The organism is Streptomyces sp. NPDC002754 (assembly GCF_053592315.1).
The window spans coordinates 752,691-777,191 of the sequence record NZ_JBSFVM010000001.1 but is presented as its reverse complement, the minus strand read 5'-3'; the positions used below and the strand labels follow the sequence as shown (position 1 = coordinate 777,191).

21 protein-coding genes are annotated in these 24,501 nt (G+C 71.0%); 6 read left to right on the top strand and 15 right to left on the bottom strand.

Annotation, left to right across the window (positions count from 1 at the left end; translation table 11 throughout):
- Positions 1-17: 17 nt before the first annotated feature.
- A complete protein-coding gene (locus tag ACWD2L_RS03725; RefSeq protein ID WP_351330901.1) occupies positions 18-1,427 on the top strand; it encodes a lipase maturation factor family protein in 1,410 nt (469 codons plus the stop codon).
- Here the strand turns inward: ACWD2L_RS03725 and ACWD2L_RS03720 are convergent.
- From ACWD2L_RS03720 to ACWD2L_RS03685, 8 genes are read right to left on the bottom strand one after another with little or no spacing between them, the layout of a single operon-like run.
- Positions 1,388-2,281, bottom strand: a complete 894-nt coding sequence (locus ACWD2L_RS03720) for an amidohydrolase family protein (protein WP_351330902.1) — start codon at positions 2,279-2,281, stop codon at positions 1,388-1,390. The genes ACWD2L_RS03725 and ACWD2L_RS03720 overlap by 40 nt on opposite strands.
- A complete protein-coding gene (locus ACWD2L_RS03715; RefSeq protein ID WP_351330903.1) occupies positions 2,266-2,580 on the bottom strand; it encodes an L-rhamnose mutarotase in 315 nt (104 codons plus the stop codon). Before ACWD2L_RS03715 ends, ACWD2L_RS03720 begins: the two co-directional genes overlap by 16 nt.
- Complete coding sequence (locus tag ACWD2L_RS03710; RefSeq protein WP_351330904.1) at positions 2,577-3,575, bottom strand: aldo/keto reductase; 999 nt, start codon at positions 3,573-3,575, stop codon at positions 2,577-2,579. Before ACWD2L_RS03710 ends, ACWD2L_RS03715 begins: the two co-directional genes overlap by 4 nt.
- A 5-nt stretch (positions 3,576-3,580) precedes the next feature.
- Positions 3,581-4,360, bottom strand: a complete 780-nt coding sequence (locus tag ACWD2L_RS03705; RefSeq protein ID WP_351330905.1) for an SDR family NAD(P)-dependent oxidoreductase — start codon at positions 4,358-4,360, stop codon at positions 3,581-3,583.
- Entirely contained in the window at positions 4,357-5,727 is a 1,371-nt protein-coding gene (locus ACWD2L_RS03700) for an L-fuconate dehydratase (protein WP_351330906.1), read from the bottom strand. Before ACWD2L_RS03700 ends, ACWD2L_RS03705 begins: the two co-directional genes overlap by 4 nt.
- Positions 5,728-5,775: 48 nt before the next feature.
- A complete protein-coding gene (locus tag ACWD2L_RS03695; protein WP_351330966.1) occupies positions 5,776-6,798 on the bottom strand; it encodes an ABC transporter permease in 1,023 nt (340 codons plus the stop codon).
- Positions 6,799-6,811: 13 nt separating this feature from the next.
- A complete protein-coding gene (locus ACWD2L_RS03690) occupies positions 6,812-8,341 on the bottom strand; it encodes a sugar ABC transporter ATP-binding protein (protein WP_351330907.1) in 1,530 nt (509 codons plus the stop codon).
- Positions 8,338-9,468, bottom strand: a complete 1,131-nt coding sequence (locus ACWD2L_RS03685) for a sugar ABC transporter substrate-binding protein (RefSeq protein ID WP_351330908.1) — start codon at positions 9,466-9,468, stop codon at positions 8,338-8,340. Before ACWD2L_RS03685 ends, ACWD2L_RS03690 begins: the two co-directional genes overlap by 4 nt.
- 207 nt (positions 9,469-9,675) lie before the next feature.
- On the opposite strand from ACWD2L_RS03685, the gene ACWD2L_RS03680 reads away from it, so the two are divergent.
- Entirely contained in the window at positions 9,676-10,359 is a 684-nt protein-coding gene (locus ACWD2L_RS03680; protein ID WP_351330909.1) for a FadR/GntR family transcriptional regulator, read from the top strand.
- A gap of 84 nt (positions 10,360-10,443) precedes the next feature.
- Here the strand turns inward: ACWD2L_RS03680 and ACWD2L_RS03675 are convergent, their stop codons facing one another.
- Positions 10,444-11,154 carry a TetR/AcrR family transcriptional regulator gene (locus tag ACWD2L_RS03675; RefSeq protein ID WP_351330967.1) on the bottom strand — a complete coding sequence of 237 codons (711 nt, stop codon included), beginning with the start codon at positions 11,152-11,154 and terminating at the stop codon, positions 10,444-10,446.
- 140 nt (positions 11,155-11,294) lie between these two features.
- On the opposite strand from ACWD2L_RS03675, the gene ACWD2L_RS03670 reads away from it, so the two are divergent.
- Both ACWD2L_RS03670 and ACWD2L_RS03665 read left to right on the top strand, forming a co-directional pair.
- Positions 11,295-12,779 carry an APC family permease gene (locus ACWD2L_RS03670; RefSeq protein ID WP_351330910.1) on the top strand — a complete coding sequence of 495 codons (1,485 nt, stop codon included), beginning with the start codon at positions 11,295-11,297 and terminating at the stop codon, positions 12,777-12,779.
- A 48-nt stretch (positions 12,780-12,827) separates the two neighbouring features.
- Positions 12,828-14,471 carry an amidohydrolase gene (locus ACWD2L_RS03665; RefSeq protein WP_351330911.1) on the top strand — a complete coding sequence of 548 codons (1,644 nt, stop codon included), beginning with the start codon at positions 12,828-12,830 and terminating at the stop codon, positions 14,469-14,471.
- Between the two features lie 727 nt (positions 14,472-15,198).
- Here the strand turns inward: ACWD2L_RS03665 and ACWD2L_RS03660 are convergent.
- The 3 genes from ACWD2L_RS03660 to ACWD2L_RS03650 are packed head-to-tail and all read right to left on the bottom strand — an operon-like array spanning position 15,199 to position 17,221.
- Complete coding sequence (locus ACWD2L_RS03660) at positions 15,199-16,041, bottom strand: cytochrome c biogenesis CcdA family protein (protein ID WP_351330912.1); 843 nt, start codon at positions 16,039-16,041, stop codon at positions 15,199-15,201.
- The gene (locus ACWD2L_RS03655) at positions 16,038-16,796 is read right to left on the bottom strand and encodes a DsbA family protein (protein WP_351330913.1); all 759 of its coding nucleotides are present in this window, start codon (positions 16,794-16,796) and stop codon (positions 16,038-16,040) included. The genes ACWD2L_RS03660 and ACWD2L_RS03655 overlap by 4 nt, the downstream gene beginning before the upstream one ends.
- 59 nt (positions 16,797-16,855) lie before the next feature.
- Positions 16,856-17,221, bottom strand: a complete 366-nt coding sequence (locus tag ACWD2L_RS03650; protein WP_351330914.1) for a hypothetical protein — start codon at positions 17,219-17,221, stop codon at positions 16,856-16,858.
- Positions 17,222-17,350: 129 nt separating this feature from the next.
- Between ACWD2L_RS03650 and ACWD2L_RS03645 the strand changes: the two genes are divergently transcribed.
- Together ACWD2L_RS03645 and ACWD2L_RS03640 are read left to right on the top strand one after the other, a co-directional pair.
- Positions 17,351-17,914, top strand: a complete 564-nt coding sequence (locus tag ACWD2L_RS03645) for an HD domain-containing protein (RefSeq protein WP_351330915.1) — start codon at positions 17,351-17,353, stop codon at positions 17,912-17,914.
- 80 nt (positions 17,915-17,994) lie between these two features.
- A complete protein-coding gene (locus tag ACWD2L_RS03640; protein ID WP_451187152.1) occupies positions 17,995-18,843 on the top strand; it encodes an SDR family oxidoreductase in 849 nt (282 codons plus the stop codon).
- Here the strand turns inward: ACWD2L_RS03640 and ACWD2L_RS03635 are convergent.
- The 3 genes from ACWD2L_RS03635 to ACWD2L_RS03625 all read right to left on the bottom strand — a co-directional run bounded on the left by ACWD2L_RS03635 (position 18,822) and on the right by ACWD2L_RS03625 (position 24,433).
- Positions 18,822-20,348, bottom strand: coding sequence for an SDR family NAD(P)-dependent oxidoreductase (locus tag ACWD2L_RS03635; RefSeq protein ID WP_351330916.1), 1,527 nt, complete (start codon positions 20,346-20,348; stop codon positions 18,822-18,824). The genes ACWD2L_RS03640 and ACWD2L_RS03635 overlap by 22 nt on opposite strands.
- Positions 20,349-20,545: 197 nt before the next feature.
- Positions 20,546-21,910, bottom strand: a complete 1,365-nt coding sequence (locus tag ACWD2L_RS03630; protein WP_351330969.1) for a wax ester/triacylglycerol synthase family O-acyltransferase — start codon at positions 21,908-21,910, stop codon at positions 20,546-20,548.
- 177 nt (positions 21,911-22,087) lie between these two features.
- Positions 22,088-24,433, bottom strand: a complete 2,346-nt coding sequence (locus tag ACWD2L_RS03625; RefSeq protein ID WP_351330917.1) for a GH92 family glycosyl hydrolase — start codon at positions 24,431-24,433, stop codon at positions 22,088-22,090.
- Positions 24,434-24,501: the final 68 nt, after the last annotated feature.

Sequence of the window (24,501 nt, the reverse complement as noted above, 5' to 3'; positions counted from 1 at the left end):
GGGCACACACTGGAGGCATGGACTGGTTCGGCGCCTCGGACTACTGGCTCGCCCGCCTGGTGTTCCAGCGGGGCCTCGCGGCGCTCTACCTCGTGGCGTTCGTGGCGGCGGCGCTCCAGTTCAGGGCGTTGCTCGGGGAGCGCGGGATGACGCCGATCCCCCGGTTCGTGGCGCGCGTGCCGTGGAAAGCGGCGCCCTCGCTGTTCCGGCTGCACTACTCGGACCGGTTCTTCGCCGGGTGCGCGTGGGGTGGGGCGGTGCTGGCGGCCGGGCTGCTCGCCGGGGTGGACGGGTTGTTGCCGCTGTGGGCGGCGATGCTGCTGTGGCTGGTGCCGTGGGCGCTGTATCTGTCGATCGTGAACGTCGGCCAGACCTGGTACGGCTTCGGCTGGGAGTCGCTGCTCCTGGAGGTCGGTTTTCTGGCGGTGTTCCTCGGGAACGACGAGGTGGCGCCGCCGATCCTGGTGCTGTTCCTGCTGCGCTGGGTGCTGTTCCGCCTGGAGTTCGGGGCCGGGCTGATCAAGCTGCGGGGCGACGAGTGCTGGCGGAAGCTGACCTGCCTCGACTTCCACCACGAGACGCAGCCGATGCCGAACCCGCTGAGCTGGTTCTTCCACCACCTGCCGCGCCCGCTGCACCGGGTGGAGGTCGCGGCGAACCACGTCACCCAGCTGGCGGTTCCGTTCCTCCTCTTCACGCCGCAGCCGGTCGCCACGTGGGCTGCGGCCCTGATGATCGTCACCCAGCTGTGGCTGGTCGCCTCGGGCAACTTCGCGTGGCTGAACTGGCTCGCGATCGTCCTGGCCGCCTCCGCGCTCGACCTGTCCGCCCTGCACACACCACCGGCGCTGCCCGACGCACCGCTCTGGTACGAGGTGGTGGTCATCGCCGTCACGGTGGGGGTCGCGGCGCTCAGCTATCGGCCGGTGCGCAATCTGCTCTCCCGCCGCCAGTCCATGAACCGCTCCTACGACTCCTTGCACCTGGTCAACACGTACGGGGCGTTCGGCTCGGTCGGGCGGGTCCGGCAGGAGATCGTGATCGAGGGCACGGCGGACGAGGTGCCACGCCCCGAATCGGGCTGGCTGGCCTACGAGTTCAAGGGCAAGCCCGGTGATCCGCGCCGCCTGCCGCGCCAGTTCGCGCCGTACCACCTGCGGCTCGACTGGATGATGTGGTTCGCCGCGCTCTCACCCGCGTACGCCAGGCCCTGGTTCGAGGGCCTGGTCGAGCGGCTCCTTGAGGGCGACCGGGACACGCTGCGGCTGCTGCGCCGCTCCCCGTTCCCCGCCGACGCGCCGCCCGTGCACATTCGGGCTCGCGTGTACCGCTACCGGTTCACGTCGTGGCGGGAGCTGCGGGAGACGGGTGCGTGGTGGGAGCGGACCTACGTACGGGAGTTCCTGCCGCCGACCCGGCTGAGGTAGACGCGGCGGGCCGTCTCGCCGAGGACGTGCGGGTCCGCGCCGCCGACCAGCTCCTTTGCCGTGTCGATGACTTGGCGGTAGGTGGCCGCGAGCGTGCACACCGGCCAGTCGGAGCCGAACATCACGCGGGCGGGGCCGAAGGCGTCGATGACCGCGTCGGCGTACGGCCGCAGGTCCTCGACGGTCCAGCCCGACGGGTCGGCCTCGGTGACCATGCCGGAGAGCTTGCAGACCGTGTTGGGCAGCGCGGCGAGCGCGCGGATGTCGTCCCGCCAGGGTGCGAGGCCACCCGAAGCGATCGGCGGCTTGCCCAAGTGGTCGAGCACGAAGCTGAGTTCGGGGTTCTCGGCGGCGGCCTTGGCGCAGGCCGGCAGTTGGTGCGGCAGCACCACCAGGTCGTAGACGAGCCCGGCGTCCGCGACGGCGGCGAGCCCGCGCCGCACATCGGGACGGAGCAGCCACTCGGGGTCGGGTTCGCCCTGCACCTGGTGCCTGATGCCCACCAGGTGCCGCCCGCCCGGCAGTTCGCGCAGCCGCTCCAGGGCCTCGCGGGCGTCCGGCCGAGTGAGGTCGGTCCAGCCGACGACCCCCTCGACGATTTCGCTGCGATCGGCGAGTGCCAGGAGCTCGGGCGTCTCCTCGGCGACCGTCACCGTCTGCACGAGCACGGTGGCGTCGACACCGGCCGCCCGGAGCTCGGGGGCCAGGTCGTCGAGGGTGAACGTGCGGCGGATCGGGGCGAGTTCGGGACCGGTGATCCAGTCCTGGTCGCGTACGGAGAGGTCCCATACGTGGTGGTGCGCGTCGACGATGCCCGGCGCGCCGCTGTCCTCCGGTGTCACGGCAGCTCCCATACGACGGGCAGCCCGGCGTCCGCGCCCTCGGCGGAGTAGTCGTGGACGACGTCGAGGAGTTCGTCCATGCGGGCCTGCCAGGCGATGTTCACGGGGAGCTTGTCGAGTTCGGCGAGCATGCGGGCGTAGTCCTCGCACTCGATGAGGTGGAACAGCTCCGTCCCGCTGCGCCAGATCGTCCACTGCCGCGCGCCCGCCGCGCGGATCGCGGCGACGAGTTCGTCCGGCACCTCGCGGTGGGCTGCCTCGTATGCGTCGATCAGGTCGGCGCGGACCTTGGTGTGCAGGGCGATTCTCACGCGTGCGGCTCCTGTTCCAAGGGGACGGGCACGTCGGCCGGGAGGAGGCGCCGTTCGCGGGCCTCCTGCCAGAACGCGGCGGGCACCTTCGCGGTGAACTGCTGTGCCGTGTCGGCGACTTCGGCCGCCGAGCGGGTCCCGACGAGCACGCTCGTGACGCCCGGGTGCCCGAACGGGAAGGCGAGCGCAGCGGCGCGCAGAGTGATGCCGTGGCGTTCGGCGAGGTCCTTCAGTTGCCGGGCGCGGGCAAGGACCTCGGGTGGGGCCAGGGCGTAGTCGAAGGTGCCGCCCTGCCGGGGGTCTGCGAGCAGTCCGGAGTTGAAGACGCCGCCGATGACGACGGAGACGCCGCGTTCGGCGGCCGCGGGCAGCAGATCCTTCAGGGCGCGCTGGTCGAGCAGGGAGTAGCGGCCGGCGCACAGCACCACGTCCACATCGGTGTCGCGGACGAAGCGGGTGAGCATCGCGGACTGGTTCATGCCCGCGCCGATGGCACCGACGAGCCCCTCCCCGCGCAGCCGCTCCAGCTCGGGATACGCCTCACCGAACGCCTGCTCCGCGTGGTCGTCGGGGTCGTGGAGGTAGGCGACGTCGATGCGGTCCAGGCCGAGGCGGCCGAGGCTCTCCTCGATGGAGCGGCGCATGCCTGCCGCACTGAAGTCCCACACCCGGCGCGTGGTGGCGGGCACGGCGAAGCCGTGGGCACTGTCGTCGCCGCCCGCGTCGTGCGGTTCGAGCAGCCGGCCCACCTTGGTGGACAGGGTGTACGAGCCGGTGGGCCGGGTGCGCAGGTACGCGCCGATCCGGCGCTCGGACAGGCCGAGGCCGTAGTGCGGCGCGGTGTCGAAATAGCGCAGGCCCGCGTCCCAGGCCGCGTCCAGGGCGAGGTGGGCGTCGTCGTCGCGGACAGGCGTGTAGAGGTTGCCGATGCCCGCGCCGCCGAAACCGAGTGCGGTGACCGGGACGTCGCCGCGGCCGAGTGTGCTGGTGCGCATGCGGATCACTGTTCCACGGGGCGCAGCCGCAACCCCTGCATGCCGCCGTCCACGGCGACGGACGTGCCGGTCGTCGCCCCGGACAGTGGACTCGCCAAGTGGGCGATGGCGCCCGCGACTTCGGCGGCGGAGACCAGGCGCCCGGTGGGCTGGCGGGCTTCGAGGGCGGCGCGCTCGGCGGCCGGGTCGTCCGCCTTGTCGAGGAGCCGGCCGATCCAGGGGGTGTCCGCGGTGCCGGGGTTCACGCAGTTGACGCGGATGCCCTCACGGATGTGGTCGGCGGCCATGGCGAGCGTCAGGGAGAGGACGGCGCCCTTGGACGCCGCGTACAGGGCCCGCTGCGGGAGCCCCGCCGTGGCGGCGATGGAGCAGGTGTTGACGATCGCGGCGTGCTCGGAGTCCCGGAGCGTGGGGAGCGCGGCCCTGGCCACGCGGACCATCCCGATGACGTTGACGTCGAGGACCCGGTGCCATTCGGCGTCGTCGTTGTCGGCGACGGTGCCCTGGGCGCCGATGCCCGCGTTGTTGACGAGTACGTCGAGGCCGCCGAGCCCGGCGACCGCCGCGGCCACGGCGGCGCGCACGGCGGTGTCGTCGGTGACATCGGCGGCGTACCCGCGCAGCGGCTTGTCCACGTCGGTGATGTCACGGTCGAGCACAGCGACGTCGGCGCCACGCGCGGCGAGCAGTTCGGCCGTGGCCCGGCCGATGCCGGAGGCGCCGCCGGTGACGAGGGCCTTGAGGCCTGCGAAGTCCTGAACACTGTGGACGCTGGCATCGCTCATACGGCGGCTCCGTTCGGGTCGGTGGTGCCCTGTTCCTGTGCGGTGGGGCCCGCGAGGTCCTTCGCCCAGAACTCGCCGTCCGGGTAGGTGAATTCGACGATGGACGAGGGGTGCATGGTGGCGGAGAATCCGGGGGCCGTCGGGGCTGTGTAGTGGCCCTGGCGGACGACGACCGGGTCGACGAAGTGCTCGTGCAGATGGTCGACGTACTCGATGACGCGGTCCTCGGTGGTGCCCGACAGGGCGACGTAGTCGAACATCGACAGGTGCTGGACGAGTTCGCACAGGCCGACTCCGCCCGCGTGCGGGCAGACGGGGACGCCGAACTTCGCGGCGAGCAGCAGGATCGCGAGGTTCTCGTTGACGCCGCCGACGCGCGCGGCGTCGATCTGCAGGATGTCGATGGCGCCGGCCTGGAGGAGCTGCTTGAAGACGACCCGGTTCTGTACGTGTTCGCCGGTTGCCACCTTCACGGGTGCGACGCCCTGACGGATCGTCGCGTGTCCCAGGATGTCGTCGGGGCTGGTGGGTTCCTCCACCCAGTAGGGCTCGAACTCCGTGAGGGCGTTGGTCCATTGGACGGCGTCGCCGACGTTCCAGCGCTGGTTGGCGTCGATGGCCATGCGGATGTCGGGGCCGACGACGGCGCGGGCGGTGCGGCAGCGGCGGATGTCGTCGTCGAGGTCGGCGCCGACCTTCAGCTTGATCTGAGTGAAGCCGTCGGCGACGGCCTGCCGGGCGAGGCGGGTGAGCTTCTCGTCGCTGTAGCCGAGCCAGCCGGGCGACGTGGTGTAGCCGGGGTAGCCGCGCTCGACGAGGCGCGCGGCACGGTCGGCGGCGCCCTGCCGCCCGGCCCGCAGCAGCTCCAGGGCCTCTTCCGGGGTGAGGGCGTCGGCGATGTAACGGAAGTCGACCTGAGACACCAGCCACTCGGGGTCCGCCTCGGCGAGCAGCCGCCACAGTGGTGTGTCGGCCCGCTTGGCGGCGAGGTCCCAGGCCGCGTTGACGACGGCTCCGATCGCCATGTGCATCACGCCCTTCTCGGGCCCGAGCCAGCGCAGTTGGCTGTCACCGATCAGGTCGCGGTTGAGGCTGCCGGGATCGGCGCACAGCTCGTCGAGCGGGCGGCCGACGACGTGGTGGCTCAGCGCGCGGATCGCGGCGACCTGGACGTCGTTGCCGCGCCCGATGGTGAAGGTGAACCCGTGCCCCTCGTGTCCGCCCGGGTCGTCGGTGCGCAGCACGACGTACGCGGCGGAGTAGTCGGGGTCGGGGTTCATGGCGTCGGAGCCGTCAAGCTCCCGGGAGGTCGGGAACCGGATGTCGTACGTGTCGACGGCGGTGACGCGGGCCGGTGTTGAGGACAACAGGGTGCCTTTCGGGCGGGGTGGGCGGGGGCCGTTCCTGAGCGCGGGTCAGTCCTGGGCGCGGCCGGTGGTGACGCGGGCGACCATGAGGGCGAGCAGGATGATTCCGCCGTAGATGGCCTGGATCCAGAAGGACGGCACCTGGGCGAGGGTCAGCATGTTCTGTACGACACCGAGCAGCAGTACGCCGGTCAGGGCGCCGAACATGGTGCCCTTGCCGCCGTCGAGGCTGATGCCTCCGATGACCGCGGCGGCGAACACCGTGAAGATCATGTTGTTGCCCTGGTTAGCGCTGATGGCACCCACGTATCCGGTCTGCATGATGCCGCCGACGGAGGCGAGGACGCCCGCGACCACGAAGACACCGAGCATGACGCGCTCGACGCGGATGCCGGCGGCGCGGGCGGCCTCGGCGTTGCCGCCGATCGCGTACAGGGCGCGGCCCACGCGGTGGTACTTGAGGACGAGCCCCGCGACCCCGAACGCGATCGCGGCCAGCCACACCGACATCGGGACCCGCAGGAACGTGGAGGTGGCGAGCGCGAAGAACGCGTCGGGCATCCCGAACAGCGTCTTGCCCTTGGTCGCCCCGACGAGCAGTCCGCGCAGCACGATCAGCATCGCGAGCGTCACGATGAACGCGTTGAGCTTCAGCTTGACGACGAGCACACCGTTGAAGGCGCCGATGCAGGCCCCGGCCACGAGCACCGCCAACAGCGATACGGCGACTGGGAATTCGGTGCCGAACCCGGACTGCGCGACGGGCAGGACGAGCAGGGCACCGAAGGCGGGCGCGATGCCGACGACCGATTCCAGTGACAGGTCGAACTTGCCGCTGATCAGCACGAGGGACTCGGCGAGCACCACCATGGCGAGGGCGGCGGAGGAGCCGAGGATGGAGATGATGTTCTGCTCGGTCAGGAACGAGTCGTTGAGGACGGCGCCGAGGACGAGGAGCAGCAACAGGGCGGGTACGAGGGCGAGTTCGCGTGCGCGGCGGAGGAGGACGTTTTTGGCGGGAGCCGTGGTTGACGTCGCGGGGCTCTGCCCGCCCCGCGGCCTCTCGTCCAAAAGGCGGGCTTGATTACTGGACGTCACTGGAAACCCCCTCGATAGACGCGATCAACGCATGGTCCGCCCACCCGGCCGGGTGCTCCGCGGTGACGCGACCGTGGAACAGCACAAGGACCCGGTCGCAGCGCCGCAGATCGTCGAGCTCGTCGGACACGACGAGGACCGCCGTCCCGTCGTCCCGCGCACTGTCGACCCTCCGCAGCAGCGATTCCTTGGACTTCACATCGACCCCGGCCGTCGGATTGATCAGCACGAGCAGCCGCGGGTCAGAGGCGAGCGCACGGGCCATCACCACCTTCTGCGCATTGCCACCGGAAAGATCGGACACGGGCTGGTCGGGCCCCTCCGCATGGATGTCGAGCCGCTCGATCAGCTCGCGGGCGAACCGCCGGCGGCTCTCCGTGCCGATGAACCCGCGCCTGCCGAGCCGCCCGAGCACCGACAGCGTGGAGTTGTCACCGATGGACATCCCGGTGACGAGGCCCTGGTCGTGCCGATCACGCGGCACACACCCCACACCCGCGGCGAGCGCGGCGGACACATCACCGAAGGGCAGCGGACGCCCGTCGAGCCGGGCCGTGCCGGAGGTGGGTGTGTGCAGTCCGGCGAGGGACTCCGCGAGCGTGATCTTTCCGCTGCCGCTGGAGCCCGCGAGCCCGACGACCTCACCGCGTCGCACGGTCAGGTCCACGTCCTCGTACGTGTCGGAGGTCAGCCCCGCCACTTCGAGTACGACGGGCGCGGCCGCGTCGTCGGCCGCCTGCTCGACGACCGCCTCCGCCGCGGCCGCCGCCTGTTCCGCGACGGCCTCCCCCGCCATCGCCTCGACGAGGGCGGGCCGCGGCAGTTCGGCGACCGGGGCGGTGGTGATCCAGCGAGCGTCACGCAGGACGGTGACCGTCTGGCACACCTCGTAGACCTCTTGGAGGTGGTGCGAGATGAACAGGAAGGTCACGCCCGAGTCCTGGAGGGCGCGCATGCGGGCGAAGAGGCGGTCGATCTCGCGGCTGTCGAGCTGTGCGGTCGGCTCGTCGAGCACGATGAACCGGGCTCCGCCGCTCAACGCCCGTGCGATCTCGACCATTTGCCGGTCCTCGACCTTGAGCTCGGCGGTGCGCGCGCCGGGGTCGACACGCACGTCCCACGTATCGAGCAGCTCCCGGGCCTCGGCGTCGAGTTTCCTCCAGCTGAAGAAGCCGCGCCGGGCGCCCGGCTGCCGGTTCAGGAACAGGTTCTCCGCGACGCTCAACTCTGGGATGACAGTGGGCTTTTGGTACACGCAGACGACTTTTGCGCGCCACGCCTCCCGGTCGCCGAGCGGCGGCGCGGGCTCCCCGTCGAAGGTGAGCGTGCCCGCGTCGGCGCCCTGCAGCCCGGTGAGGACCTGGACGAGCGTGGACTTGCCCGCGCCGTTGCGCCCGACGAGCGCGTGGGACTCGCCCGCGTGCACGGTGAGCCGGCCGTCGGCGAGGGCGACCGTGGGTCCGTAGCGTTTGACGATGCCGCGGGCCTCGACCAAAGGCGGTGTGGCTGCGGTCATTTGGCGGTGTTTCCCCACAGCTCGGGGTCGTCGACGTTCTTCTTGGTGACCAGCGGGGCGGGCAGCTGGTCCTCAAGGGTGCCGCTGGGCAGCTTCACGATCTTCGAGCCGTGGTCGGTGGGACCGGGCTTGAACTTCTTCCCCTGCATGGCCGCCTTGACGTAGTACATGCCGTACTTGGCGTACGTGTCGGCGGGCTGCGAGACCGTCGCGTCGATCTGGCCCTTGCGGATGGCGGCGAACTCCTGCGGGATGCCGTCGTTCGACACGATCGTGATGTGCTTGGCGGACCCCGCCTTCTCCAGCATCCCCTTGGACTTGAGGGTCTGCAGGGTCGGCGCGAGATAGACGCCGCCCGCCTGCATGTAGATCCCCTTGATGTCGGGGTTGGCGTTGAGGAGGGTGTCGAGCTTGGAGGCGGCCGTGTCCGACTCCCACTTCGCCGGAATCTCCAGGACCTTGAGCTTCGGATACTTCTCCTTCACGCAGTCCCGGAACGCCTTGGACCGCTCACGCCCGTTCACCGACGCGAGGTCGCCCATGATCTGGACGACCTTGCCGGACTTCACGTGGTCGCCGAGGTACGTACAGGCCTTCTTGCCGTACGCGACGTTGTTGGCCCGTACGACCATGGCGACCTTGCCCTTGTCGGGCGCGACGTCCACGGCGACGACCGGCACGCCCTTGCGCTCGGCCTGGTCGAGCCCGGCGCCGATGGCGGCGCTGTCGAGCGGCGCGACGACGAGGCCCTTCACGCCCTGGTTGAGCTGGTTGTTGATGTCCGTGATCTGCTGCGAGGGGTCACTGTTGGAGTTGACGGTCTTCAGCGCGTCCACGCCCTCGGACTTCGCCATCTTCGGCACGTAGTCGTTGTACGACTGCCAGAACGGCGAGGTCAGCAGCGGCAGGATGACACCCACCTTGCCCTTGCCATCGCCACCCGCGCCGCCACCGCCCGCACCGGCCGCGGTGTCCTTGGTGCTGCCGCAGGCGGCGAGGGTGAGAGCCGCGCAGCCGAGCAGGGCCACAGCGGCCAACCCCCGCCTTCCGGAACCGCGGGCGCGTGCCGCCCTGTTCCTCCCGGTCGTTCCCTTCGGGTCCATCGTGGTGCCAGTCGTGCCAGTCATCGGACTGCTCCTCGGCTCCTGAAGTCATGGGCACGGCCGGTCCCCGCCCCTCCGGTTCCGGCCCGCGCCGAGATATTTATCAGACCACTTCGGTGCGCCAACACCCTTCGTAGGCAAGTTTTCCCGGTATTTACGCCCTCTGGTGTCGCGAAGAGGTCCGACTTCCCTGGTAGTGGTCGGACCACCTGGCTGGTTACACTGCGCGGCATGCAGAAGGCCACGGTCACCCAGCGGGCCATCGACCAGCTCAAAGCGATGATCGGCAGCGGCGAGCTCCAGCCGGGCCAACGGCTGCCCACCGAGCGAGACCTGGCGGTGCAGCTCGGCATCTCGCGCAGCTCCATGCGGGAGGCGATCCGCGCGCTCACCGTGCTCGGCGCCCTGGAGGCGCGGCACGGATCCGGTATCTACGTCACGCAGTTGGAGGCGGGCGACCTCCTGGAGACGTTCGGGGTGGTCGCCGACCTGTCGCGCGGGCCCCAACTGGTGGAGCTCCTGGAGGTGCGCCGCATCCTGGAGTCGACGGCCACGGCGCTCGCCGCGGCGCGCATCACCCGTGCGCAACTCGCTGAGGTGGAAGACCACTTGGCGGCGATGGAGGCGACGGACGACCCGGACGAGATCCTCTCCCACGACCTGGCGTTCCACCGAACGATCGCCGCGGCAGCCGGCAACGACACGATGGCGGCGATCCTGGAGGGGCTGTCCTCCCGGACCTTCCGGGCGCGGGTGTGGCGCGGCTACGAGCAGGAGGGGGCCTTCGAACGCACCCGCCGAGAACACGCCCGCATCCTGCGGGCCCTCGCCGCGCATGACCCGGAGGCGGCGAGAGCCGCGGCGGCGGCGCATGTGGGTGAGGTGGAGGAGTGGTTGCGGGGGCAGTTGGGGTGAGCGGTCCGGTCGGCCGGGGTTGACGTCGCGGGGCTCCGCCCCGGACCCCGCGCCTCAATCGCCGGCGAGGCTTGATAGGCGTACTCAATCGCCGGCGGGGCTTGAAGTGGCCGCGGCCTCCAAGGCTGTCAGCAGCAGTTCCAGCGCCACCTCGAATGAGCTTCCCGTCATCAGCGGCAAGTGATGGCGCACTGAAGCGAGTTGGGGATGCGTGTCCGCCGACAGGGTCGCGTACTCGCCCGTCCATGACCTGTCGTCCGCCTCCCGGCGCTCCGCGGGGAGTGCCAGGTATGCCGCGTCGAGGGCCGCGTGGCCGAGGACGGTGTCGACGAAGGCGGAGTAGTGCCGCACCGCGTCCTCGTCGCCGAAGCCGGCCCGCCTGAGCAGGCCGATCCCCGCGTCGACCGCCCGGAACTCGTGCGCCCGCCGCGTCACCCGGTACGCCGCGAGCGCCGCCACCCGCGGGTGCGCGCGGTACCCGCGGTGGATGCGGAGGCCGAACTCGCGGAGCCCGTCGCGCCAAGCCGTCCGCTCGGGGTGGAAGCCGTCCATCGCCTCGCCGATGATCCGGTCGGAGACGGCGAGCAGCAGGTCGTCCGTGCTGTGGAAATAGCGGTACAAGGCGCTCGGGTCGCAGCCCAGGGCCGCGCCGAGCCTGCGCACGCTCAGCGCGTCGCCGCCGTGCTGCCCGACCAGGCGCAGCGCGCAGTCGACGATCACGTCTTCGGACAGCAGCACCCCCGACTTCGTCGGCTTGCGGCGCCGCCGCTCCACCGGGATCCGCCCTTCCGACATGACCGTCACCTCCTCCTCGTCCAACACTTCCTCCTTATGACAACACCATTGACGCAAGCAGGCAAGGCCGATTTGATCGCGGTCACCGCCCCTCGCGCACCCCTCTCTCCCCCGCCTCCCCTGCCGCCAGGAGATCCATCATGAGTAGCGAACCACCAGGCCTGCGCCGCTCCCTCGGCATCGTCGACGGCATCGCCATCGCCGCGTCGAGCACCGCCGCGACCACGAGCATCGGCATCGGGATGGGTTCCCTCGCCGCCACGGTCGGGCTGCACGCACCGGCCGTCCTGCTCGTGGCGTTCCTGCCGATCCTGGGGATCGCGGTGGCCTACGCGCGCCTCAACCGCCAGGAGCCGAACATGGGCAGCGGCTACGTCTGGGTGGGCCGTTCACTCGGCCCGTGGCTCGGCTTTCTCACGGGCTGGGTCACGCTCGTCGGCACGCTGATCTTCATGGCGTACACGAGCGCGGTGACGGGCTCGGTCTTCTTGCAGTTCGCCAACAAGGCCCACCTGCATACAGTGTTGGGGCTGGACCTCGATCCGAATTCGACGGCGCTGTCGACGGTCGTCGGCCTGCTCGTGCTCACCGCCGTCACCGTCACCGCGGTCACCGGCGTCCGCAAGGCGACCCGCCTCCAGGCCTGGCTGCTCGTCTTCGAGTACGTGGTGCTGCTCGGGTTCTGCGGCTGGTCGCTGGTCACCGGCGCGCACGCCTTCCAGTGGTCGTGGTTCAACCCGTTCGACATCCACGGCGGCACGGCCTTCGCTCAGGGCCTGGTCCTCGCCGTGTTCTTCTTCTGGGGCTGGGACGCGGCGTTCACGGTGACCGAGGAGACGAAGGACGTGCGGGACGCGGGGCGCGGCGGCCTGATCGCCCTCTTCGCGATGCTCGCGCTGTTCCTCTACGGTTCCGTCGCCTTCCAGCGCGAGATGTCGCTGCACGAGCTGGTCGAGCAGGGCCCACAGGCCCTCACCTACCTCGGCGCGAAGCTCGCCGACGAGCCGGTGGCCAGCCTGCCGCTCCTCGCGCTGCTGTTCTCGGCGGTGGCATCCCTGCAGGCCAGCGTGATCCCGACGGCGCGCGGACTGCTCGCGATGGGCCGGGACAGGACGATGGGGCAGGTGTGGACGCGGGTGAGCCCCCGCTACGGTTCGCCGGCGGCAGGTACCGTCGTCGTGATGTCGATCGCGGCGGTGATGGCCCTACTGGCCCTGGCGATACCGAAGTTGAACGAGATGATCCTCGCCGCCGTGAACTCCATCGGGCTCACCGTCGCCCTCTACTACGGCCTCACGGCCCTCGCCTGCTCGGTCCGCTTCCGCTCACTGCTGCGCACCGCACCCCGGGAGGCGGTGCGCGCGGTCCTCGTGCCGGGGGTCAGCGCCCTCGCGCTGCTCGGCATCGGGGCGTATCTGGCCTACTCGTACGCCACGATGAGCGACCACTTCCAACTGTCGCCGGACAATGGGTGGTTCATGCTTGCGGTGCCCGGGGCGATCGTCGTGTCCGGCCTGGTGATGGCCGCTGTCGCCAAGTACGGGCGCCGCTCCCCCTACTTCACAACCGGGCGCGGCACGAACGCCGCCGCCGTCGAACTTGCCGGGCCGCCGACGGCCAATTGACCGACACCCCGCCTCGTAACACCCGCACATGCACTAGGAGTTGAGACCATGCCCGCACCCGCCGACCTCGTCTTCACCGGCGGCCCCGTCCACACCGGCTCCCCCGCCCGCTCGCGCGCCACCACGGTCGCGGTGCGGGGCGAGCGGATCGTCGCCGTCGGCCACGACGAGGTGCGTGAACTGATCGGCCCGCGTACCGAAGTGGTCGACCTGGCCGGGAAGTTGCTGATCCCCGGCTTCCAGGACGCGCACGCGCACCCCGTCGGGGCGGGCATGGAGATGGGGCAGTGCGACCTGAGCGGTTCGACGACGCTGGCCGAGTACCGGGAGCGGATCGCCGCGTACGCGAGCGCGCATCCGGACGTCGAGTGGATCACCGGGGGCGGCTGGGCGATGGAGGCGTTCCCGGGTGGTCTGCCGACGGCGGCCGAGCTGGACGCCCTGGTGTCGGACCGGCCGGTGTACCTGGTCAACCGCGACCACCACGGCGCCTGGGTCAACTCCCGCGCCCTGCGGGCCGCCGGGCTCGACGCCCGCACCCCGGACCCTTCGGACGGCCGCATCGAACGCGACAGGGACGGCGCGCCGACGGGCATGCTCCAGGAGGGCGCCGCGAACCTCGTCGGACGGCTGCTCCCCACGGTCACCCGCGAGGAGAAGATCGCGGGGCTGCTCCGCGCCCAGGAACACCTGCACTCCCTCGGCGTCACGGCCTGGCAGGACGCCATCCTCGGCGACCACGCCAACCTCACCGACCCCACGGAGGCGTATCTCGCGTGCGCCGACGACGGGCGGCTCACCGCACGTGTCGTGGGCGCGCTGTGGTGGGACCGGGCGCGCGGCACCGAGCAGATCCCGGAACTGCTCGCCCGGCGCGAGGCCGGCACCCGTGGCCGGCTCCGCTCGACGACCGTGAAGATCATGCAGGACGGGGTCGCGGAGAACGGCACGGCGGCGCTGCTCGGCCCGTATCTCGACGGCTGCGGCTGCCGCTCGGACAACAGCGGCATCAGCTTCGTACCGCCCGAGGCGCTGAAGAAGTACGTGACCGAACTGGACGCCCACGGTTTCCAGGTGCACTTCCACGCGCTCGGCGACCGGGCCGTCCGCGAGGCACTCGATGCCGTGGAAGCGGCACGGGGGGCCAATGGTTGGACGGATACGCGTCCACACCTCGCGCATCTTCAGGTGGTGCACCCCGATGACATCGGCCGGTTCCGGGAGCTGGGCGCGACGGCGAACATGCAGGCGCTGTGGGCCGCGCACGAGCCGCAGATGGACGACCTGACGATCCCGTTCCTCGGGGCGGAGCGCTCGGCCCGGCAGTACCCGTTCGCGGCGCTGCTGCGGGCCGGGGCGACGCTTGCGGCGGGCAGCGACTGGCCGGTGAGCAGCCCGGATCCGCTTCAGGGGATCCATGTGGCGGTGAACCGGGTACTGGCCGACGCGCCCGCGGGCACGCCGGTGTTCCTGCCGGAGCAGCGCATCGGTCTGGGCGACGCGCTCGCGGCGTATACCTCCGGTAGCGCGTATGTGAACCATCTGGACGCGGAGACGGGGGTCGTCACGGCGGGCCACCTCGCGGACCTCGCAATCCTGGACCGGGACCCGTTCGCAGGGCCGGTCGAGGAAATCGCCGCGACTCGAGTCGAGCAGACTTATGTGGGTGGCCAACGGGTGTTCGCAGGCTGAGTCTCCACAATCAAGCCCCGCCGGCGATTGAGGCGTGGGGCCCGGGCAGAGCCCCGCGGCCCCAGCCCCGGCCCAGCGAAACTAATCCACGCTCGGCAGAATGTGCGGCTCCGCCAAATCGTCCTCGTACCCCGCGAGGCGAATCGGCGCCGACCTCGCCCACACGTCGAGACTTCCGAGCTTCTCCGGCCTACGACGGCCGGCCCGCTCGGTTCGGTCCTTCGGGCTCTGTTCGCGATTCGTCTTCTCTGGTGTCACCGCGCACTCCTTGTGTGTCGGGTAACCCGCTTCGGCAGTCCGGCCCAGCGTCGCGCGGGGTCCGGCGCCCGATCGGGCTTGTGTAGAAGGCCAGTTCGGGCGCGGTGGCGCCGGTTGTCGCTGGTGGGGTCGGCCGTGGTTCTCGGTCTCTCCCTGTACGGCCACCATGGGTCAAGGTGTCGGACCCACTTGCGGTAACCGTGCGGCTACAGCCTAACCATATGAGCGGGAGCCCGCTCACTGGGGCTGGAATCGCTGCGTCTTTCGGAGGTCGCCCGGCGTTCATTCAGCCACGGGTGGTCGGCCCCGCGCGACAGGTTTTCGCTCGTACGGGGGCACTTCAGGACAACACGGCGTGTCACCGTGCGGTGTTGACGCGGCCCCGGGCGTCGCCCGGGGCCTGCGGGGCGCGTGGGGCGGGGCGGTCGCCGCCGGAGATTGGCGTCAACTCGCCCACTGCCACCGGGCGCTATTCGCTCTCGACGGGTACGTTCTCCGCTCGCCCGCGCAGGGCCCGTACGAGGAAGAACGCGCCGACCAGCACGACGACCGCGACGAGCACGAGCAGGTCCGGGACCCGGTCGCCGATGCCGCGCGCCCACTGCTCGGCGGCGAACGAGTTGTCGACGTCGAGGAGTCCGGGCAGCGCCGTCGTCCCGTCGAAGACGAGGAACAGCGTTCCGAGCGCCAGGAAGAACAGGCCGGAGGCCAGCGACGTCGAGTGCGTCTCGAAACGGCCGATACGGACCGGGCGCCCGCGCAGCCACCGCTTCCCGCCCAGTTCGAACCGGTCCCACAACAGGGCAAGCAGGAACAGCGGCACGGCCATGCCCAGGGCGTACACCGCGAGCAGCGCCCCGCCGTACACCGGGTGCCCGCCGAGCGCGGCGACCGTGAGGACGCTGCCGAGGATCGGTCCCGCGCAGAAACCGGCGAGGCCGTAGACCGCGCCGAGCGCGTACACGGACACGGCCTTGGTGGGGCGGATGCGGCCGGAGAGTTCCGACATGCGGCGGGAGGCGAAGCCGCGGCCCGCGATCTGGAGCACCCCGAGCGCGATGATCAGCCAGCCGCCGACGGAGACGAGCAGGTCACGGTTGCCGTAGAAGAAGCGGCCCGCGTACGAGCCGGCGGCGCCGAGCGGGACGAGTGTGGTGGCGAGCCCCAGGTAGAAGACGCCGGTGCGGGCGACGAGCCGGGTCGGGCTGTCGATGGAGTACGCGAAGAAAGCCGGCAGCAACAGGGCGCTGCACGGGCTGAGCAGAGCCAGCAGGCCGCCGAGGAACGCCGCGAAGTAGCCGATGTCGATCACTTGCCGCCGCCGGACTTCGCGGACTGCGCCTTCGCCGCGTCGATGACCTGCTCGAACGCGGCCTCGGGCTGCGCGCCCGCGAGGGGCTGCCCGTTGATGAGGAAGGACGGCGTGGAGGTGGCACCGAGTGCATAGGCCTCGTCACTGTCCTGCTTCACCGCTGCCTCCGCCGCCTTGCCGGCGTGGTCGGTGCGGAACCGGTCGAGGTCCTTTACCCCGGCCTCGCGGGCGAGCGCGTCGAGGCGGTCCGCGCCGAAGCCCTTGTCCTTGGCGCCGTCGGCGTAGGCCGCCTTGTGGAACTGCCAGAAGCGGCCCTGCTGTCCGGCCGCCCACGCGGCGCGCGCGGCGGACTGCGAGTCGGCGCCGAAGATGGGGAAGTTGCGCCACTCGATGCGCAGCGTGCCGTCGTCGACGTACTTCTTCACCAGGTCGGGTTCGGTGTCGCGGGCGAACTTCCCGCAGTAGCCGCACTTGAAGTCGGCGTACTCGATGAGGACCACGGGCGCGTCGGCGCGGCCCTGTGCGAGGGGGTCCTTGGCGTCGCGCCGTGCGAGCTTCGCCAGTTTGTCGGTGAGCTCGCCGTTGGCCTCGGTGGTGTCCGCCTGCTGATCGGACGCATCGGCCGCGTCCGTACGGGCCTCGGGCCTGGTCGCGGTGTACGAGACGGTGCCGAGGAGGATCGCGGCCACGGCGACGGCCGCGGCGATCGCGGCGGCGCGGCGCTGCTTGGTGCGGGTGGAGGTGTTCTTGGGCATGACGAAGTCGTCCTTGCGTGCGTGAGGAGTGCGTGATGACGGGTGGGGCTGGGCGTCATCTACACGCGCAGGACGGACAGTTCGACCGGTGAGGGCGGATCGTTGGGCGGCGGCGGGCCACGGCCCACCGGGGGCGGCGGCACGATGCCGGTGAGCGGCGCGGTGGCGCCGTGCCCGTGTGCGTACGCGAGCGGGGCGAGGAGTTCGTGGGCGCTCGCGCCGCGCGTGGGCACGCCCTGGCGGCTGTCGGGGGCGTGCTGTCCCTGCGGGTCGCAGTCGGGGGTGCCGGGCGACGACAGGTGGTGCACGGATGCGAGGGCCGGGGCCGGCTCGACGGGCGCGCCGCGGAAGTCGCTGCCCCATGCCGCGCCCACCACGGTGACCAGGAGGGTCACCAGGAGAGCGGGAACGGTGAGGCGGCGCATGCGGCAATTCTGCACCATGGGAGAAAGGGGACAGCGTTCACGTCCTGTTGACCGGTGGGTCGACTCGGCCTCGGTTCACCATGGTCTGCTTCCGGGCAGGCTGCGGAAGAGCTTCGGGAGGAGTCGTCCATGGAACACGTCGAACTGCGCACCGTCGAGGAGTTGATGGCCTCGTTGAACGCCTGCCGGGGCGCCTGGGACACCCCGGACCGCAGCGGCGACCCCGTCGATCTGCACGATCACGCACTGCAGACGGCGGCGCTGCTGCGCCGCTCCCGGCCCAGCGACAAGGAGTTGCAGGTCGCGGGGCTCGTCCACGACATCGGGCATCTGCTGTGCCCAGGGGACGACGCGGGGCACGCGGACCGGGCGGCGGACGCGGTGCGCGGGCTGCTCGGCGAGCGGGTGGCGCGGCTCGTACGGCTGCATGTGCCGGCGAAGCGGTATCTGGCGACGACCGAGCCGGGACGCGGCCTGTCCGCGCAGAGCGCGCTGACGCTGGGCGTTCAGGGTGGCCCGATGACACCTCGGGAGGTCGCGGCGTTCGAGGCGGACCCGCACGCGGAGGACGCGGTGACGGTGCGGCATGCGGACGACGCGGGCAAGGTGGTGGGCCTGGACGCCGGGGACCTGGAGGACTGGCGCCCGGTGCTCGAACTCGTGGCGGCCACCCACGCCTCGTACGTGCGCTAGCCCCACCTCCACAAACGACCCACGAATCATGCACTGCTGACGCATCGTCACACACTGGTCGCTCATGAGACCGTACGCCCATGGCAGCGTCCTCGATGACCTCCACGGATCAACCGCGTGTGCTCGACGGCAGGGCGGCCGTCGTGACTGGCGCCTCGCGAGGCATCGGTCGCGCGATCGCGGAGGAACTCGCCGACTGCGGGGCCCTGTTGTGCGTGACGGCCCGGGATCCGCACGGGGTGCGGGAGGTGGTCGCGGCGCTGCGGGCGCGCGGCGCGCGAGCGGTGGGTGTGCCCGGGTCCGTGGCCGATCCGGCGCATCTGTGGGAGGTGACGGAGCGGGCGATGGCTGAGTTCGGCCGGGTCGACATCGTCGTGAACAATGCCGCGACCAACCAGCCGTACGGCCCGCTCATGGACGCCGACCCGGAGATCTGGCGCGCGGCCTTCACGATGAACGTGGAGGCGCCGCTGCGTCTGGTGCAGTGCGCGTGGCGGGCGTGGATGAGCGAGCACGGCGGCGCCGTCGTGAATGTGTGCACGGAGGGCGCGGGCCATGTCGGCCCGAACGTCGGCGCGTACGGCACGAGCAAGGCGGCGCTGCTGCACCTGACCGCTCAACTGGCGGGCGAGATGGGCCCGTTGGTGCGCGTCAACTCCGTCTCCCCCGGCCTCGTCCGCACCGAGATGGCCCGCTTCGTGTGGGAGCGGGCCGAGGAGTCGGTGGCGGCGGGGCTCCCGGCCGGGCGGATCGGGGAGCCGGAGGACGTGGCGCGCGCGGTGCGCTGGCTGGTGTCGGACGAGGCGTCCTGGATCACCGGCGCGGAGCTGCTCGTGGACGGCGGTACGCGGGTGCGCGCCGCCTCAGCGGGCGGCGCGTCGAACGACGCCGTCCACCAGCAGCTGCGTCACCACTTGCCGGGCTCGTAGTCCTTGAGGAAGACGCCGTACACGTCGTCGCCCGCCTCGCCGCGCACGACGGGGTCGTAGACGCGGGCCGCGCCGTCGACCAGGTCGAGGGGGGCGTGGAAGCCCTCCTCGGCGAGGCGCAGCTTGTCGTAGTGCGGGCGCTCGTCGGTGATCCAGCCGGTGTCGACGGAGGTCATGAGGATGCCGTCTGCCTGGAACATCTCGTGGGCGCTGGTGCGCGTCACCATGTTCATGGCCGCCTTGGCGGCGTTGGTGTTCGGGTGGCCCGCGCCCTTGTAGCCGCGGCCGAAGACGCCCTCCATCGCCGAGACGTTCACGACGTAGGCGCGGCCGCTCTCCGCCTTCTTCGCGGCGTCGGACATGGCCGGGCGCAGCGCGCTGATCAGGATGAACGGCGACGTGTAGTTGCACAGCTGGGTCTCGAGCAGCTCGACCGGCGAGATCTGGTCGATGGTCTGCACCCACGTGTTGGACTCGACGACGTCGGGGACGAGGCCGCCCGCGTCGATCGCGGAGCCGTCGAGGTGCCGTGCGACGCTCGCGTTGCCCGCGACGAGCGCGAGGTCGGCGACCTTCTGGGCGTCGATGCCGCTGGTGCCGATGGGCAGCGCGGCGATGCCGTCGACTGATCCCGAGTTGAAGGCGCCGATGACGTGGTGCGGCGGCAGCTCGCCCGCGGGCAGCGGCGCGCCCTCGCCGTCGACGAGGGCGGCGTAGGCGGAGGGCAGGCGGCGCACCGTCTGCGTCGCGTTGTTGATGAGGATGTCGAGCGGGCCCGCGGCGGCGACCTGCTCGGCCAGGGCGACGGCCTGGCCCGGGTCGCGCAGGTCGAGGCCGACGACCTCCAGGCGGTGGATCCAGTCCGCCGAGTCCTCCATCGCCTTGAAGCGGCGGATGGCGTCCTTGGGGAACCTGGTGGTGATCGTGGTGTGCGCGCCGTCGCGCAGCAGCCGCAGCGCGATGTACATGCCGATCTTGGCGCGGCCACCGGTGAGCAGGACGCGCTTGCCGCTGAGGTCGGCGCGGGCGTCGCGCTTGGTCCGGTTCAGGCGGGCGCAGTCCGGACAGAGCTGGTGGTAGAAGTAGTCGACTTCCACGTACCGGGTCTTGCAGGTGTAGCAGGAGCGGGGGCGCTGGAGTATCCCCGCGACCCTGCCCTCCTCGGTCTGCGAGGACGGCAGGATGCCCTCGGTCTCGTCGTCGATCCGCTGCGCCGAGCCGGTCGCCGTAGCCTCGGTGACCGCCTTGTCGTGGGCGGTCTTGGCGGCGCGGCGGTCCTGGCGGCGGCGCTGCTTCACGGTCCGGTAGATGCCGGCGGTGGCGCGGCGGACGGTGATCGCGTCGGGGTGGTCGACGTCGATCTCGTCGAGCTCCTTCAGCACGCTGAGGCAGACGGCGAGCCGCTCGGGGTCGATGCCGGGGCCGTACGCGACGACGTCGCCGCTCTCGGCGGACGCCGTGGCCTCGGCGGGCTCGGCGGCCTGGTTGTCCTCTGTCACGGTCATCGCCGCTGCTGTTCCTCGCGTCGCTCGTGCCGCGAGGAATCCTTGAGTGCCGCGCGGCTGCCAAAAGGCGGCACCTTACAGGTCACTCGGTTGATCCCGCCAGATCCGGAGGATACTGGCGGGATCGGGGTCGACCAAATGACGGGCGTCACTGCGCCCTGGTCATGGGTCTCATACACGTGTCTCAGACAGGCGTCTCAGACACCCGCCTCGCAGACCGCGGCGAGCTGGGCCACCTCGTCCCGCACCGCCCGAGCCAACACATCCAGATCCGGCACGGCCGCCGCGTCCGCGACGAGGCCGTAGTGGACCCGCCCGCGGTACGTCGACACGGCGACCGCGAGGGACTGGCCCTGGGCCAGGGGCGCCAGCGGGAAGACCTCGGTGAGCGGGCAGCCGCCGAGTTTCAGGCCGAGGCTGGGCAGCGGGACGCTCGTGACCAGCAGGTCGAAGAGGAGGCGGGCGTTCTGGCCGACCAGCCCACCGCCGAGCCGGAGGCCGAGCGGCGGCACGTGGTCGGCGAGGAGGGCCACCGCACCGGCGCCGCGCGAGGGCCCCGCATCCTTGTGGCGGTCCATGGAGCCACGCACGGAGCGCAGCCGTTCCACGGGGTCCGGCTCGGAGACGGGCAGCCGGACCAGGTAGCCGGACAGCCGGTTGCCCTGCGGGTGGGCCGTGCGGGGCCTGCGCCGGGAGACCGGGACGAGGGCGCGGGGCTCGACGCCGTCGCTGCCGTCGCCGCGCTCGTCGAGCCAGCGCCGCACGGCTCCGGCGACCACGGCGATCAGCACGTCGTTGACCGTGCCGCCGACCGTCTTGCGGATGCGGTGCACATCGTCGAGGTCGAGCACGACACCGGCGGTGCGCCGGGTGCCGCTGGCCTTCGAGGTGAGCGCGGGTGACGTGCGTACGCCCCAGGTGGCGCGGGCGACGGAGGCGCCGATGGACGCAGCCTGCGTGGCGCTGCCCACCAGCGTGCGCACATGGTCGGGGTAGCGGCGCGGGTCGAGGTCGCCGAGCGTGATCTCGCGCAGGCCGGGGACCGGCAGGCGCAGGCCGCGGCGTGCGGCGGGCGCTTCCTTCGGGGTGCGCCGGGCGGGCAGGTCGATGGGGTCCATGACGCCTGCGGCGAGGGTCAGGGCGCGCAGCCCGTCCGCGAGAGCGTGGTGGAACTTGAAGAGGACGGCGAACGACGCGCCGTCGGCGGCCGACAGCACGTGCGCCTCCCACGGCGGGCGGCCGCGGTCCAGCGGGCGTTCCATGAGCGCGCCCGCGGCGGCGTGGAAGTCGTCGACGGCCCCGGCCATCCACACGTGGTCGAGCGGGTCGAAGTCGGCCGCGGGCACGCGGGCCGCGCCGCCGACCGGCACGAGCACGCCGGCGATCCGCATCCGCAGGCCCGGCACGCCCGCGGCGCGGGTGGCGAGCAGCTCGAAGGCGTGCCGGGCGGCGCCGGGGTCGTCGGCCTCGAAGACGCCCAACGCCCCCAGGTGCATGGGGTGTTCGGCGGTCTCGATGTTCCAGAAGGTCAGGTCGAGTGGAGCGAGCAAGTCCGAACTCAGAGAGGTCATGGAGGGCTCTCGCGTCGACGACGGTGAGAGCGCAGTCAATCGCCAGCAGTCGATTACGGTCAAGTACGATCATGACACTCTGCGTTAACAACTGATGAAGACCCGCCCCTCTGGGAGAGGCGGGTCTCATGTGACACAGAAGGCGACTCAAGTGGCCTGTCGGTTACGTCACTTGAGGGCCGGCGGCGCCGCGTCGGGACCGGTCCCCCACGCCGACGGCTCGCCGCCGACGGTGAAGGACAGGTTCCGCAGGCCCCGCAGATCCTTCGTGGTCAGATACGTCTTGTCGTACGCGGCGCCGTCCGTCCGCGCCGACTGGATGTACCGGTTGTCGTCCGAGGTGCCGGGCGCCCGGACGGTCAGCCCGCCCTTCGGGTAGTAGCGCCGGTCGAGCGTGACGTCGACCCGCTCGAAGACGGGCGTCGACAGGCTCCACGTGTCCGTTCCGGGCTGCACCGGGAAGATCCCGATCGACGACAGGACGTTCCAGGCGGACATCGTGCCCAGGTCGTCGTTGCCGGTCATGCCGGTCGGGGTGTCGGTGAACAGGGTCAGCGCGGCGTGCACCACATCGGTGGTCTTCCACGGCTGGCCGGTGGAGAGATACGTGTACGGCGCGATCAGGTCGGGCTCGTTCTGCGGGTTGTACTTGTCGGCGTTGTAGTAGTCGTACGGGCCGTTGACCCACACCTCGCGCGCCGTCTTCGCCGGGTCCTTCACCAACTGCTCGTAGGCGAAGAACGAGTCGAGCCGCTTGTTCGCGGCTTCCTTTCCGCCGATCAGGTCGACCATGCCCGGCAGGTCCTGCGGCACGAGCCACTGGTACTGCCAGGACGTGCCCTCGTGGAAGCCCTCGCTCTTGGCCGGATCGGCCGGGCCAGTGAAGGCGCCGGACGCGTCGCGCGCGCGGAAGAATCCGGTCGAACCGTCGAAGATCTTCCGGTAGTTCTGCGCGCGCTCGGCATAGCGGGCGGCGTCCTCGTCGTGCCCCAGCTCCTTCGCCATCTGGCCGAGCATGGCGTCGGACAGGGCGTACTCCAGGGTGGCCGATGCCCCGTGGTCGTAATCGGAGTCGCCGGGCTTCACGTGCTCGCGGTCCTTGATGTACGGCGCGAACCCGTCGGCCAGGTACTCCTTGTTGGCCTCGCGGCCCACGGGGGCGGAGTCGGCCGGCGGCACGCCGTCGGCGTTCTTCTTCAGCGCCCGGTAGGCGTCCTCCTCGTGCCCCTTGAGCAGGCCCTGCTGGTAGGCGTTGGTGAGGAACGGGGTGACCGGGTCACCGGTCATGATGTTCGTCTCGACCGTGCCGTAGCCCCACTTGGGCAGCCAGCCACTGTCCTTGTCGATACGGATCACCGACAGCGCCATGTCTCGCGACTCGCGCGGGGCGAGCAGCGACAGCAGCTGCGCCTGGGTGCGGTACGTGTCCCAGAGCGACCAGTTCTGGTAGTACGTGAACCCGTCGGCACGGTGGATCTTCTGGTCCCAGCCGGTGTAGCGGCCGTCGACGTCGCTGCCGATGTTCGGCGCGAGGAACGAGCGGTACAGCGAGGAGTAGAAGGTACGGCGCAGTGTCTCGCTGCCGCCCTGTGCCCTGACGTCGTCGAGCCGGCCCTCCCACGCGGACTGTGCCGCGCCGCGCACGGAGTCGAAGGAACGGCCGCCCTCCTTACGGAGGTTGAGCGCCGCGCCGTGCGCGTCTACGTAGGAGATCGCGGTGGTCGCCTCGACGGTGCGGTCCTTGCTGGTGTCGAAGCGGAGATACGCGCCGTTGCGCTCGGCGTCCGCGGCCGAGGACGTGGAGCCCTCGGTGACGGTGTCGTCCTTCCAGGTGCCGCTCGTCTTGAACGGCCGGTCGAACCTGGTGATCGTGTGGAGCGTGTACTGCTTGGTGTCCTGGCAGAAGCCGCTGCCGGTGATGGAGGTGCGTACGGTCCGGCTGTCGAGGATGTCGACCTTGGTGTGCACGGTCTTGTGCAGCGACTGGCCGGCGTTGATCATCACGTTGGCCTTGTCGGTGGCCGGGAACGTGTACTTCTGTACGCCGGTCCGCTTCGTGGCGCTCAACTCGGCGTCCACGCCGGACTTCAGGCCCACCTTGTAGTAGCCCGGCGACGCCTTCTCGTCGTCGTGGCTGAACTCGGCCGCGTACTTCGCGTAGTCCGTGCTCCCGATGTCGCCCACGGTCGGCAGCACCGGCAGGTCGCCGCCCAAGCCGCAGCCCACGCCGGACAGATGGACGGCGGAGAACCCTCGGATGTGGTCGTCCGAGTGGTCGTAGCCGGTGTTGTGCCCGGTGTCGGGCGAGAACTGCACCATCCCGAAGGGCACGGCGGCGCCGGGATAGGTGTTCCCCTCGTTCTCGGTGCCGATGAACGGGTTGACCAGATCGGTCAGGCGCTCGTGTGGTTTCGCGGCCTGCGCCGCTGGCGCCGCGAGACCGGTACCGAGCAGCACGGCGGCCGCGAGCACGCCCAGCGCGCGTGATCCGGGCCTGCGGGTGCGTCTTATCATCGTGGGCCTTCTCATCCTGCGCCTCTCGACAACGTTGTCAGCATGCGCGGTCATTCTTCGTCCGCCCC